The organism is Antribacter soli (assembly GCF_021568775.1).
Lineage (GTDB): Bacteria > Actinomycetota > Actinomycetes > Actinomycetales > Cellulomonadaceae > Antribacter > Antribacter soli.
The window spans coordinates 69,996-82,225 of record NZ_JAKGSG010000035.1; the positions used below are offsets into that span (position 1 = coordinate 69,996).

The following is a 12,230-nucleotide window of genomic DNA, read 5'->3' on the forward strand; positions in this document are numbered from 1 at the left end:
ACCTACCCGGCGACCACCGCTCCGGCCTTCCACACCCGTCGCACGAGCGGCACGCCGGGCCGGTAGGCGAGATGGACGTAGGACGGCGCGTCGAGCTCGACGAAGTCCGCCCTCGCGCCCGGCACCAGCCGTCCGACGTCGTCGCGGCGCAGCGCCCGCGCGCCGCCCGCGGTCGCGGCCCACACCGCCTCGGCGGGCGTCATGCCCATCTCCCGCACGGCCACCGCGACGCAGAACGGCATCGAGCTCGTGAACGACGAGCCGGGGTTGCAGTCGGTCGCGAGCGCGACCGTCGCACCGGCGTCGAGCAGCCTGCGGGCGTCCGGGTAGGGCTGGCGCGTGGAGAACTCGGCTCCCGGCAGCAGGGTCGCGACGGTGCGCGAGCCGGCGAGGAGCTCGACGTCGGCCCCCGTGAGGAAGGTGCAGTGGTCGACGCTCGCGGCGCCCAGCTCGACCGCCATGGCCACCCCGTCGCTGGGGCCGAGCTGCGCGGCATGGACGCGCACGCCGAGACCCCGGGCGGCGCCGGCCTCGAGGATCCGGCGGCCCTGGGTGGTGTCGAACGCGCCGTCCTCGCAGAAGACGTCCACCCACCGCGCGTGCGGCGCGCAGGCGTCCAGCATCTCCCCCACCACCAGGTCGACGTAGTCGTCGGTCCGCCCGGCGTACTCCGCCGGGACGACGTGCGCGCCGAGGAAGGTCACCTCGTCGGTGAGCCCGGCGGCCACCTCGAGGATCCGCTGCTCGTCCGCCACCGTGAGCCCGTACCCGCTCTTGACCTCGAGCGTCGTCGTGCCCTGGGCGAGCATCTCGCCCGCGAGCCGGCGCCCGCGCGCGGCCAGCGTGGCGTCGTCGGCGGCCCGGGTGGCCGCAACCGTCGTCCGGATGCCACCCGCGGAGTAGGCCCGGCCCTCCATCCGCGCCTCGAACTCGGCGGTGCGGTCCCCGGCGAAGACGATGTGGCTGTGGCTGTCGACGAACCCGGGCAGGACGCAGGCGCCACCGACGTCGGAGACCGTGTCCGCCGCGGGTGCCTCACGGGCGGCGCCGACCCACGCCACCCGCCCGCCCTCGACGACCACGGCTGCGTCGGTGACGACCCCGAGGGGCCCGTCGCCCGCGGTCGGGTCGTTCGTGACGAGCTGACCGATGCCGGTGACGACGTGCGCGGTCATGATGCGCTCACCGCGCCCGGCGAGCTCAGCGTGCTCGGCGTGCCGAGGGCGCCCAGCGCGTCCGCGAGCAGGGCGGCGACGTCCGGAACCGGCCGCACCCGCCCGCCGACGACGACGGTCCGCACGTCCGCGGCCGTCGCGGCGAGCACGAGCTGCTCGGGCCGGGACCCGACCGTGCGGGCCGAGGCGTCGTCGAGCTCGACGAGGTCGCAGAGGTCCCCGACCGCGAGCCCGGGCACGGCCCGAGGGTCGGCGAGGCCGAGCGAGGCGTAGCCGTTCGCGGTCCCCATCAGCCAGAGCTCGGCCGGGTCGAAGACGCCGCGGCGTCCCGACGCGAGCCGCTCGTGCGCCTCGGCGGCGCGCAGCTCGAGCACCGGGTCGACGACGGCGTTCTGGTCCGAGCCGATCGCCACCCGGACTCCGGCGTCGGCCAGCGTGCGGGCCGGGCCGATGCCGTCGGCGAGGTCGGCCTCGGTGGTCGGGCAGAGCGCGACGCTCGCCCCGGCACCGCCGAGCAGGCCGACGTCGGCGCCGGTGAGATGCGTGGCGTGGACCGCGGTGAAGTGCGGGCTCAGCGCGCCGGCGCGGGCCAGGAGGCCCGTGGGCGTGAGGCCGGTGCGCGCGAGGCACTCCTCGTTCTCCCGGGGCTGCTCGGAGACGTGGGCGTGCAGCGGGGTGCCCGCAGGAAGACCGGCGACGACCGCGGCGACGTCCGCCTCGGTCACCGCGCGGACGCTGTGCACGGCCGCGCCCAGCGTGACGAGCCGGCGGTGCCCGAGGCGGTCGCGGAGGCGGTGCCAGCGCTCGAGCCACGCCTCGGCGCTGCCGTCGCCGAAGCGCCGCTGGGCAGGCTCGAGCGGCCGGTCCAGGCCGCCGCGCAGGTAGCAGGTGTCCAGGAGGGTGAGCCGCAGACCGATCTCCTCGGCCGCGTCCGCGAGCGCCAGCTCCATGTCGTGGTCGGGGTAGGGCGCGCCGCCGGGGCGGTGGTGGACGTAGTGGAACTCCCCCACCGCCGTGTACCCGGCGGCGAGCATCTCGGCGAACACGGCAGCGGCCAGGGCGCGGTAGCGGTCCGGGTCGAGGGCGCCCGCGACGGCGTACATCTGCTCGCGCCAGCTCCAGAAGTCCCCTCCGTCGCCATGGGTGCGTCCCCGCAGCGCCCGGTGGAAGAGGTGGGAGTGGGCGTTGCCGAACCCGGGCACGACGGTGCCGAGCCGCAGGCCGGCGCCGTCGTCGGGGGCGCCGACCGTCAGGCGCGTCACCCTTCCGGACGCGTCCGCCTCGATCCGGACGCCGGCCTCGAACCGCCCGCCGACGAGCGCCCGGCGGCACCAGGTCACGCTCACACCAGCTCCTCCAGGACGCGGACGAGGGCGTCCACGCCGCGCTCGCAGTCCTCCGCGGCGGCCCCCTCCTCCGGGGCGTGCGAGACGCCGGTCGGGTTGCGGACGAAGAGCATCGCCGTCGGCACGTGGGTGGCGAGGACCCCGGCGTCGTGGCCCGCCCCCGTGGGGATGGCCGGCGGGTCGCCCAGCACGGCGGCGAGCCGGCGGCGCAGGCCGGCGTCGAAGACGACGGCCGGCGCGAACGACTCCTCCACGATCTCCACCGTGCACCCCTCGGCCTCCCCGGCGGCGCGCACCGCCCCGGCGATCTCGGCGACGACCGCGCGCACGGTGCCGTCGTCCGCGGCGCGGACGTCGAGGAAGGCCTCCGCGACGGACGCGATGACGTTCGTCCCGCCGGGGACCACGGTCACACGGCCCACCGTGGCCCGCGCGCCGGGCGTCGCCAGGGCGGCCTCCCGCGCGGCGAGGACCGTCCGGGCGGCAACGATCACCGGGTCGTGGCGGGACCCCATCGGCGTGGCCCCGGCGTGGTTGCCCTGTCCGACGGCGCGGACGCGCCACCGGCCGTGCGCGAGGATCGCGGTGGCGAGCGCGACCGGGGCGCCGCGGTGGACGAGGTCGGCGCCCTGCTCGACGTGCAGCTCGACGAAGCAGCCGATCCGCCCGAGGGCCCGGTCGTCAGGGCCGAGCCGCTGCGGGTCGAGGCCGTTGGCGGCCCAGACCTCGGCGAGCGTGGTGCCCGCGGCGTCGGTCAGCGCCCGGGCCCGGTCCGGGGCCACCGCGCCGGTCAGGAGCCCCGAGCCGAGGCACGCCACCCCGAACCGGGACCCCTCCTCCTCGGCGAAGACCACGACCGCGAACGGCCGGGCCGGCGTGAGCCCCGTGGCCTTGAGCCGGGCGACGGCGGCGAGCGCGCTCGCCACCCCCAGCGGCCCGTCGAGCGCGCCGCCACCGGGCACGGAGTCCAGGTGGCTGCCGGTCACGACGGCATCGGGGCCGGGTGCGCCCCACCAGGCCCAGAGGTTGCCGTCGGCGTCGGGGACGACGTCGAGACCGAGGCCCGTCGCGCGGGTCGTGAACCACTCGCGCAGGGCGCGGTCGGCGTCGTCGAAGACGTGCCGGGAGTAGCCGCCGCGGACGGCGTCGCGCCCGACGTCGGCGATCTCGGCCAGCAGCCCCGTGACCGTGACGTCCTGTGTGGCGCCGCGCGTCATGCCGTCTCCCACATCGGGACGCGCAGCCCGCGGTCGCGAGCCACCTCCGCGGCCCGCTCGTAGCCGGCGTCGACGTGCCGCATGACGCCGGTGCCCGGGTCGTTGACGAGCACGCGCTCGAGCTTCTGCGCGGCCAGCTCGGTGCCGTCGGCGACGATCACCTGGCCGGCGTGGATCGACCGGCCGATGCCGACGCCGCCGCCGTGGTGGATCGAGACCCAGGTGGCACCGCTGGCGGTGTTGAGCAGGGCATTGAGCAGCGGCCAGTCCGCGATCGCGTCGGACCCGTCCGCCATGGCCTCGGTCTCCCGGTACGGGGAGGCCACGGAGCCGGAGTCGAGGTGGTCGCGCCCGATGGCGACGGGGGCGCTGAGCTCGCCGGAGGCGACCATCTCGTTGAACCGCAGCCCTGCGAGGTGGCGCTCCTTGTACCCGAGCCAGCAGATGCGGGCAGGGAGCCCCTGAAACTGGACCTTCTCCTGGGCGGCCTGGATCCACCGCCGCAGGTGCTCGTCCTCGGGGAAGAGCTCGAGCACGGCCCGGTCGGTGGCGGCGATGTCCGCGGGGTCTCCCGACAGCGCCGCCCACCGGAACGGGCCTTTGCCCTCGGCGAAGAGCGGGCGGATGTAGGCCGGGACGAACCCGGGGAACTCGAAGGCGCGCTCGTACCCGCCGAGCTGGGCCTCGGTGCGCAGCGAGTTGCCGTAGTCGAAGACCTCGGCACCGGCGTCCTGGAAGCCCACCATGGCCTTGACCTGCGCGGCCATCGAGGCTCGGGCCCGGTCGGTGAACCCGGCCGGGTCCGCGGCGGCGGCCTCGTGCCACTCCTCGACCGTGACGCCCTCGGGCAGGTAGCTGAGGGGGTCGTGGGCGCTCGTCTGGTCCGTGACGACGTCGACGGGCACGCCGCGGGCGAGGATCTCGGCGAAGACTGTCGCGGCGTTGCCGACGAGCCCCACCGACAGCGGCCGGCGCTCGGCCCGCGCGGCGAGCACCCGCTCCAGGGCGGTGTCCAGGTCGGTGGTGTGCTCGTCGAGGTAGCCGTGCTCGACGCGGCGGGCGAGGCGGGACTCGTCGACGTCCACGATGAGCACCGCCCCGCCGTTGAGCGTCACCGCGAGCGGCTGCGCGCCGCCCATGCCGCCGCAGCCCCCCGTCAGGGTGAGCGTGCCTGCCAGGGTGCCGCCGAACCGCTTGCGGGCGACCGCGGCGAACGTCTCGAACGTGCCCTGCAGGATGCCCTGGGTCCCGATGTAGATCCACGAGCCCGCGGTCATCTGGCCGTACATCGTCAGGCCCTCCGCCTCCAGGCGCCGGAACTCGGGCCAGGTGGCCCAGTCCCCGACGAGGTTGGAGTTCGCGATGAGCACGCGGGGCGCCCACTCGTGGGTCCGGAAGACCCCTACCGGCTTGCCCGACTGGACGAGCAGGGTCTCGTCGGCCTCGAGGCCGGTCAGCGTCCGGACGATCGCGTCGAACGCCTCCCAGCTCCGCGCCGCCCTGCCGGTGCCGCCATAGACGACGAGATCCTCCGGGCGCTCGGCCACCTCGGGGTCGAGGTTGTTCATGAGCATCCGCAGCGCGGCCTCGGTCTGCCAGCTCTTGGCCGTCAGCGCCGTGCCTCGGGGAGAACGGATCTGGGTCTGCCGTGACATGGGGTCTTCCTTAGCTTCGTTCGGTGGGTTGCGGGCGCCGGACCGGCCCGGTCAGAGGAGGCCGGCCTCGGTCAGCCAGTCGGACGCGATGTCCTCGAGGGACTCGCCGGTGGCGGCCCGGCCGTTCATCGCGATGAGGTCCTCCGTGGTCAGTGCCCCGGACACCTCGTTCAGCGCCTCGGTGATCGTGTCGCTCACCTTGTCCGAGCGGACGATCGGCACGACGTTCTCAGCGGCGAACAGGAACTTGTCGTCCTCGAGCGACACGAGGTCGTTCTCGGCGATGGCGGGGTCCGTGCTGAAGACGTCGGCCGCCTGGACCTGTCCGGAGGTCAGTGCCGCCAGGGTGAGCGGGCCACCGGCGTCCAGGCTGACGAACTCCTTGAACGTCAGGCCGTAGACGTCCTCGAGGCCGAGCACGCCGTTGACGCGTGTCTTCCACTCCGGCGGTGCGCCGAGGGAGATCTCGCCGGCCACCGGCTGGAGGTCGGAGATGGTCTCGAGGCCGTACTTCTCGGCCGTCTCCCGCGTCACGGCGAGCACGTCCTTGTCCTGCGCGGCGGAGGCCTCGAGCATGGCGAGGTCGTCGGGCAGGACCTCGCCGAGCTCGGCGATCACGTCCTCGGTGCTGGTCGCGGTGGACTCGGTGTCGAGGTACTTGAGCAGGGCGCCGGCGTAGTCCGGGACCAGGTCGATCGAGCCGTCCTGCACCGCGGCGATGTAGACCTCGCGGCTCCCGATGTTGAACTTCTCCTCGACCTCCACACCGGCGTCCTGCAGGGCGAGGGAGTAGATGGTCGCGATCAGCTGGCTCTCGGAGAAGTCCGCGGAGCCGATGACGACGCCGGAGCCCGAGCCGCCGGCGGCGTCCGCGCTGAGCGGGTCGCCGGCGGCACAGGCGGTGAGGGTGAGCAGGGCGATACCGCTGAGGCCCGCCAGGCCGACGCGGAGGGGGGATCGCTTCATGGTGTTGCCTCTCTGGGGGATGCGGGGGGAACGACGCCCGGACGGACCCTGCTGGTCCGCCGGAGGATGGGGAGCTGGGCCCTGGTCAGGCCCGGCGAGACGACGGCGCGCTCCAGGCCGAGGAACGCCAGCTCGAGCGCGAGGGCGACGACGGCGACGAGGATCGCGCCGGCGGCCATCTGCGTGTAGTCCGACGAGGCACGGCCGTCGATGATGTACCGGCCGAGGCCCTTGAGGGAGACGTAGGCCGCGACGGTCGCCGTGGAGACGATCTGCAGCGTGGCGTTGCGTACGCCGGACAGGAAGAGCGGCAGCGCGCACGGGACCTGGACGTGCCACAGGATCTGCGGGCGGGTGTAGCCCGTCGCGCGAGCCGCGCCGACGGCACCCGGGTCAGCACCCTGGATGCCTGCGACGGTCCCCGACAGGATCGGGGGCGCCGCGAGCAGCACGAGGACGACGATGGTCGGCCCGACGAACGCGAGCCGGGAGCCGATGTGCGGCGCGACGAGCATGACCACGAGGACCAGCAGGCCGAAGGTCGGCAGCGCCCGGAGCGCGTTGGCGACGCCGGCGACGAGGAGCTCCCCGCGTCCGGTGTAGCCGATGTAGACGCCCAGCGGGACGGCGATCGCGAGCGCGATGAGCAGCGCGGTGCCCGAGTACAGGAGGTGGTAGCCGACCTGGACGGGGATCGAGTCCGCGCCGGCCCACTGGGCGGGGTCGAGGAACCAGTCGAGGATGGTCATGCCGTCTCCGCCTTCTGCTGCCACGGGGTCAGGGCGCGGGTGACCGCGTGGACGAGCACGTCGAGCACCACCGACAGCACCAGGCACATCACGATCCCGGCCACGATCGGCACGGTGAGCCGCAGCGAGAACCCCTGGGTGAAGAGCGACCCGAGCTGCGGGATGCCGAGCAGGGCCGCCATCGTCACGATGCTCACGTTCGAGACGACGGCCACGCGCAGCCCGCCGCCGATCGCCGGCACGGCCACCGGCAGCTCCACGTGCCAGAGCCGCTGCCAGGGGCGGTAGCCCATCGCCGTCGCGGCCTGGACCGTGTCGTGCGGGACGGAGGCCAGGCCGTCGGCGATGACCCGGACCAGCAGCGCGATGCTGTAGACGGTCAGCGCGACGACGACGTTGAGCGGGTCCAGGATCTTGGTGCCGAGGACCTGGGGAAGCAGGACGAACAGCGCGATCGACGGGATCGTGTAGAGCAGGCCCGAGCCGCCGATGACGAGCGGGTAGATGCGCGCGGAGCGCGACGCCCACCAGCCCAGGGGGACGGCGAGGAGAAGGCCGAGCACCGTCGGGATGACGCTGAGCGCCGCGTGCCACGCGGTGAGCTCGCCGATGCGGGCGGCGTTGTCCCAGATCCAGTCCAGCGTCACGAGGCGACCTCCGCTTCCCGCCCGCGGCCCAGGTGCCGGAGCACCTCGGCCGCGCCGACGCTGCCGCGCAGCCGGCCGTCGGGGCCGGCCACCAGGCCGCGCCCGGTGGGGCTCGACAGGGCGGCGTCGAGAAGGTCGCGCAGGCTGCCGTCGGCGCGGGCGACAGTCCCCGAGAAGTCGATGTGGCGCTCCTCGACGACGTCACCCGCCGTCCGGAGGTCCACCCACCCGAGCGGCGCCTCGGCGTCGTCCACGACGACGCACCAGCCGCCGTCGACCTCGCCGAGGTCGGCGGGACGGGCGCCGAGCCGGACCATCGCCTCGTCGGCGAGCTGCACGGTCGCCGTCGCCTCGACGAAGCCCAGGGCGCGGTAACCGCGGGAGGCGCCGACGAAGTCCGCGACGAAGGGGTCGGCGGGGTGGGCGAGCAGCTCGGCCGGTGAGGCGACCTGGGCCAGCGTCCCGCCCTCACGGAAGACGGCGACCTGGTCGCCGAGCTTGAGCGCCTCGTCGATGTCGTGGGTGACCATCACGATCGTCTTGCCGATGTCGCGCTGGAGCTGCAGGAAGGAGTCCTGGAGCTGGGTGCGCACGACGGGGTCGACGGCGCTGAAGGGCTCGTCCATGAGCAGGAAGGGCGGGTCCGTGGCGAGCGCCCGGGCGACGCCCACGCGCTGCTGCTGCCCGCCGGAGAGCTGGTAGGGGTAGCGCAGGGCGAAGCGCTCGTCGAGCCCGACCTTCGCCAGGAGCTCCAGCGCGCGGGCCCGCGCCTCCTTCTTGCCCACGCCGAGCAGGCGGGGCAGCGCGGCGACGTTGTCGACCACGGTGCGGTGCGGGAACAGGCCGGCGCTCTGGATGACGTAGCCGATCTTGCGCCGCAGGTCGATCGCGTCGACCGACCGGGTGTCCTGGCCGTCGAGGCTGACGACGCCCTCGGTCGGGTCGATCAGGCGGTTGATCATCCGCATCGACGTCGTCTTGCCGCAGCCCGAGGGACCGACGAGCACCGTCAGGCGGCCGCTCGGGGCCCCGAAGGTGAGGTCGTGCACCGCGTGCGTGCCGTCGGGGTACACCTTGGAGACGTGCTCGAACGTGATCATGCGGTCGCTCCTTCCAGCTCGTGGCCCGCCGGGCCACCGAGCTCCGACGAGAGGGTGGCGACCTCCCCGACGAGCAGGTCGCCGTAGCGGGACGCGTCGTCCTCGCCGAGCCGGTAGCTCGGGACGACGAGACTCAGGGCCGCGACCACGCGCCGGCCGACCCGGATCGGTGCGGCGATGGCGGTGACGTCGCTCTCCACGCCGCTCTTGACGAGCGCCCAGGATCCGGCCGGGGTCGCGCCGGTGAGGGCCTGGCCCGCCGCCGTGCCGTCGAGGGGGATGGTGCCGCCCACCCAGCTCCGGTGCCGGATGGAGTGCGTGCCCTCCACGATGGCGATGTACAGCGCCGTCTCGTGGTGGCCGACGATGCTGAGGTAGACCGACTCGCCCGTGGCGTCCGCGAGGCGCTTCATCGCGGGAAACGTGAGGTCGACGAGGGACTCGTTGCTCAGCGCCTGCGCGCCGAGCTGGATGATCCGCCCGCCCGGGGTGTACGAGGCGTCCTCGTCCCGGCGGACGAATCCGGCGCCCTCGAGCGTGCGCAGGAGCCGCAGGGCCGTGCTCGGGGCGAGGTCGGTGGCTCGGGAGGCCTCGGAGAGGGTGGCGCGCCCCCTCTCGCAGATCACCGCGAGGAGAGCGAGCGTCCGCTCGGCTGTCCTGGTCCCGGTCTCGGCCATCTCTCGTTCCCTCCACGGGTCGTGTGCCTGCTCGTGTGCCTGCAGCGAACGTAAGGGCCGGAGGTTTTCGGCACGTCGCCGGGCTATTGCCATCGTGTAAAACCCGCTTGCCACTGTGTGGCACTACGCTGACCGGCAACAATGGCAGACAGATGCGGCACGAGGGAAGGGGTACGCCGATGATCGAGCTCGCCGGCACTGCGAGCCTGGCGGACGTGGTGGCCGTCGCCGACGGCGCGGCCGTGCGCGTGCCCGACGCCGTGGTCGAGGCGGTGGGCCGGGCGCACGCCGCAGCGCACCGGCTCAGCCAGGAGGTGCCGACCTACGGTCGGACGACCGGCGTGGGCGCGAACAAGTCCGCCGTCGTGGACGACGACGCCCACGGCCTCAGGCTCCTGCGCAGCCACGCGGTCGACGCTGGCGAGGAGCTGCCCGCACGGGCGGTGCGGGCGATGCTCGCCGTGCGGCTGAACCAGCTGTGCGTGACCGGATCGGGCGTGGCCCCGGCGGTCCTGCGCGCGCTGGAGCGGATGCTGAACGAGAACGCCCTCCCCACCGTCCGCGCGTTCGCCTCCATCGGGACCGGGGACCTCGGGGCGCTCGCCGGCACCGCCCTGACCCTCATGGGCGAGCGCCCGGCCACCGGACCGCTCGAGCCCATGGCACCGTGGAGCCGGGACAGCGCGCTGCCGTTCATGAGCTCCAGCGCCCTCACGATCGGCCGCACGTGCCTCGTCGTCGACGCCCTGGACCGCCTCGACCGCGCCGCGGCGGTCGTGTACGCGCTCAGCTTCCGAGGGCTCGACGGGAACCCCTCGGTCCTCTCCCCCGCCGCCGTGCGCGCCGTGGCCGCGCCCGGCGTCGGCGCGGTGGCCGAGCGCACGAGGCGCCTGCTCGGTGCGGCCGCCGGCCCGGCCGGTCCGGCGGCCGCACCGGCGGCCCGGATCCAGGACGCCTACGGCCTCCGCGCGTTCCCGATCAGCCAGGGGGCCTTCACGCACGCGCTCGGTGCGCTGAACGAGCAGGCCGGAAGGTTGCTCGGCACCGCCCAGGAGAACCCGCTGTTCGACCTGGCGGGCGAGGCCGTGGTCCACCACGGCGCCTTCCACCAGGTGGCGCTCGGGCTGGCCCTCGACGGGTGCGCTCTCGCCCTCGCCCAGACGGGACCACTCGTGATGTCCCGGATCGGGATGCTCAACGAGCCTCGGTTCACCGGGCTCCGGCCGTTCCTCGCGGCGGGGCAGGAGGGCGCCTCCGGCCTGATGATGATCGAGTACGTCGCGGCCGGCGCCCTCGCCGAGCTCCGGGCGTCCGCGCAGCCGGCCTCCCTCGGTTCCGTGGTGCTCTCCCGAGGCGCCGAGGAGGACGCCAGCTTCGCGTCCCAGGCCGTCGTCCAGGGCGAGCGAGCCGTCGCGGCCTACCGGTCGCTGCTCGCCTGCGAGCTCGTCGGAGCCGTGCGGCTGCTCCGGCAGCGGGGCGTCGGCCTGCCCGCCGGACCGCTGCGCGACGCGCTCGACCTGGCCGGTGCGCTGCCCGCCGAGGACACCGACCGTGACCTGCGGGGCGACCTCGAGATCGCCCGGGCCCTGCTCGACGGGCTCGCGCGGGTGTAGCGCGCCGGGGTGATCCTGTCGGCGGGGTCCGGCGTAGCGTGGACGGCATGTGCCGGAACATCACGACCCTGCGCGGGCTCGAGCCGCCCGCGACCGACGAGGAGATCCAGGCCGCCGCGCTGCAGTTCGTGCGGAAGGTGACGGGTGTGTCGAAGGTCAGCGACGCGACGCGCGAGCCCGTCGAGCAGGCCACGGACGAGATCGCGCAGATCGTGGCGCGGCTGCTGGAGGACCTGCCAGCCCGGCGTCAGCCGCCGCCCACCGTGCCGCCCCTGCGCCGGGAGGACGTCCGTGCGCGCATCGCCGCGCGTCAGGCCGCGCGCGACGAGCACGAGCGGATGCACGAGCTCGGCATCGCGCACACGCACTGAACCGGTCGACGGCGGCCGCCAGGCCCGGGTGCACCACGTCACGCCGGCAAGGCCCCTCCCAGGGCGGCGTCGGCGTGCGGCGGGCACGTAGCCTTGGGCACGTGAGCGACTCCCAGGCCCCGGTCAGCGCCGCGATGCACCGCGCGAAGGCGGACGCCCGCGCGGCGCACGTCACGGTGGGCCAGGTCCGGCACCTGCAGGGCGGACGGGTCGAGATCGACTGCTCGTGCGGCATGGTCCTGACGAACGGGCCGGACTGGTCGCTCGACGAGCACATCCGGCTGCACCGGGCGGAAGCGCGCTATCTCGCCTTGAGCAAGGTCGCGCCCGCGGGGATGCCGCGGCTCATCGCGGTCGACGCGCGCCGCGTGCCCCGCTGACGCGGCCCCCGAGGACCGCCGCTCTCAGAGCTCCTCCGGGTCGTCCCAGGAGACCCCGCTCGAGGCGCCCTCGATGGGCTCGAGCTGACCCGCGGAGAGCCGGCGCGGCGCCTTGGTGGCGTCTCCCCCGCCCAGGACGGCCCCACGAGGCGAGATGCCCCGCGCGTGACGCGGCGGGGCGAGGCGGGCGTAGGAGGCGATGGACTCGTCGATCAGGTCGGACCGGTCGGCGGTACTCGCGGGGGGCTCCCCCTGCTCGGTGATCATGCACACAGATTCTTGCAGGTGAATCGATCCGACGCCTGCGCTTGGCACACTATTCTGCGAGGGAGTC

General features: G+C 74.5%; 13 protein-coding genes. 3 read left to right on the forward strand and 10 right to left on the reverse strand.

The window, feature by feature from the left end; all coding sequences use genetic code 11:
• Window positions 1-2: 2 nt before the first annotated feature.
• Genes hutI through L1785_RS13015 form a run of 9 tightly spaced genes read right to left on the reverse strand, consistent with a single transcriptional unit; the run spans window position 3 to window position 9,532 of the window.
• Window positions 3-1,175 (reverse strand): imidazolonepropionase, encoded by a 1,173-nt coding sequence (gene hutI, locus L1785_RS12975; protein WP_236089686.1) that lies wholly within the window; start codon window positions 1,173-1,175, stop codon window positions 3-5.
• Window positions 1,172-2,521, reverse strand: coding sequence for a formimidoylglutamate deiminase (locus L1785_RS12980; protein WP_236089687.1), 1,350 nt, complete (start codon window positions 2,519-2,521; stop codon window positions 1,172-1,174). The genes hutI and L1785_RS12980 overlap by 4 nt, the downstream gene beginning before the upstream one ends.
• Window positions 2,518-3,738: an allantoate amidohydrolase gene (locus tag L1785_RS12985; RefSeq protein WP_236089688.1), complete on the reverse strand. Its 1,221-nt coding sequence runs from the start codon at window positions 3,736-3,738 to the stop codon at window positions 2,518-2,520. The genes L1785_RS12980 and L1785_RS12985 overlap by 4 nt, the downstream gene beginning before the upstream one ends.
• Window positions 3,735-5,393, reverse strand: a complete 1,659-nt coding sequence (gene hutU, locus L1785_RS12990) for a urocanate hydratase (protein WP_236089689.1) — start codon at window positions 5,391-5,393, stop codon at window positions 3,735-3,737. Before hutU ends, L1785_RS12985 begins: the two co-directional genes overlap by 4 nt.
• Window positions 5,394-5,444: 51 nt before the next feature.
• Window positions 5,445-6,359: an ABC transporter substrate-binding protein gene (locus L1785_RS12995; RefSeq protein ID WP_236089690.1), complete on the reverse strand. Its 915-nt coding sequence runs from the start codon at window positions 6,357-6,359 to the stop codon at window positions 5,445-5,447.
• A complete protein-coding gene (locus L1785_RS13000) occupies window positions 6,356-7,108 on the reverse strand; it encodes an ABC transporter permease (protein WP_236089691.1) in 753 nt (250 codons plus the stop codon). Before L1785_RS13000 ends, L1785_RS12995 begins: the two co-directional genes overlap by 4 nt.
• Window positions 7,105-7,755, reverse strand: coding sequence for an ABC transporter permease (locus tag L1785_RS13005; protein ID WP_372461864.1), 651 nt, complete (start codon window positions 7,753-7,755; stop codon window positions 7,105-7,107). The genes L1785_RS13000 and L1785_RS13005 overlap by 4 nt, the downstream gene beginning before the upstream one ends.
• Window positions 7,752-8,855: an ABC transporter ATP-binding protein gene (locus L1785_RS13010; protein ID WP_236089692.1), complete on the reverse strand. Its 1,104-nt coding sequence runs from the start codon at window positions 8,853-8,855 to the stop codon at window positions 7,752-7,754. The genes L1785_RS13005 and L1785_RS13010 overlap by 4 nt, the downstream gene beginning before the upstream one ends.
• Window positions 8,852-9,532 (reverse strand): IclR family transcriptional regulator, encoded by a 681-nt coding sequence (locus L1785_RS13015; RefSeq protein WP_236089693.1) that lies wholly within the window; start codon window positions 9,530-9,532, stop codon window positions 8,852-8,854. Before L1785_RS13015 ends, L1785_RS13010 begins: the two co-directional genes overlap by 4 nt.
• Window positions 9,533-9,711: 179 nt before the next feature.
• Here L1785_RS13015 and L1785_RS13020 point away from each other — a divergent pair, with 179 nt between their 5' ends.
• From L1785_RS13020 to L1785_RS13030, 3 genes are all read left to right on the forward strand, one after another.
• Window positions 9,712-11,145: an aromatic amino acid ammonia-lyase gene (locus L1785_RS13020; protein ID WP_236089694.1), complete on the forward strand. Its 1,434-nt coding sequence runs from the start codon at window positions 9,712-9,714 to the stop codon at window positions 11,143-11,145.
• Between the two features lie 47 nt (window positions 11,146-11,192).
• Window positions 11,193-11,516: a DUF2277 domain-containing protein gene (locus tag L1785_RS13025; protein WP_236089695.1), complete on the forward strand. Its 324-nt coding sequence runs from the start codon at window positions 11,193-11,195 to the stop codon at window positions 11,514-11,516.
• A gap of 101 nt (window positions 11,517-11,617) precedes the next feature.
• Window positions 11,618-11,896: a hypothetical protein gene (locus L1785_RS13030; protein WP_236089696.1), complete on the forward strand. Its 279-nt coding sequence runs from the start codon at window positions 11,618-11,620 to the stop codon at window positions 11,894-11,896.
• A gap of 24 nt (window positions 11,897-11,920) precedes the next feature.
• On the opposite strand, the gene L1785_RS13035 is transcribed toward L1785_RS13030, so the two are convergent.
• A complete protein-coding gene (locus L1785_RS13035; protein ID WP_236089697.1) occupies window positions 11,921-12,163 on the reverse strand; it encodes a hypothetical protein in 243 nt (80 codons plus the stop codon).
• Window positions 12,164-12,230: the final 67 nt, after the last annotated feature.

Coding starts and splice junctions, on each gene's coding strand:
- hutU (WP_236089689.1), bottom strand. CDS start 5,393: ATGTCACGGCAGACCCAGATCCGTTCTCCCCGAGGCACGGCGCTGACG.
- L1785_RS12985 (WP_236089688.1), bottom strand. CDS start 3,738: ATGACGCGCGGCGCCACACAGGACGTCACGGTCACGGGGCTGCTGGCC.
- L1785_RS13025 (WP_236089695.1), top strand. CDS start 11,193: ATGTGCCGGAACATCACGACCCTGCGCGGGCTCGAGCCGCCCGCGACC.
- L1785_RS12995 (WP_236089690.1), bottom strand. CDS start 6,359: ATGAAGCGATCCCCCCTCCGCGTCGGCCTGGCGGGCCTCAGCGGTATC.
- L1785_RS13035 (WP_236089697.1), bottom strand. CDS start 12,163: ATGATCACCGAGCAGGGGGAGCCCCCCGCGAGTACCGCCGACCGGTCC.
- L1785_RS13015 (WP_236089693.1), bottom strand. CDS start 9,532: ATGGCCGAGACCGGGACCAGGACAGCCGAGCGGACGCTCGCTCTCCTC.
- L1785_RS13010 (WP_236089692.1), bottom strand. CDS start 8,855: ATGATCACGTTCGAGCACGTCTCCAAGGTGTACCCCGACGGCACGCAC.
- L1785_RS13000 (WP_236089691.1), bottom strand. CDS start 7,108: ATGACCATCCTCGACTGGTTCCTCGACCCCGCCCAGTGGGCCGGCGCG.
- hutI (WP_236089686.1), bottom strand. CDS start 1,175: ATGACCGCGCACGTCGTCACCGGCATCGGTCAGCTCGTCACGAACGAC.
- L1785_RS13020 (WP_236089694.1), top strand. CDS start 9,712: ATGATCGAGCTCGCCGGCACTGCGAGCCTGGCGGACGTGGTGGCCGTC.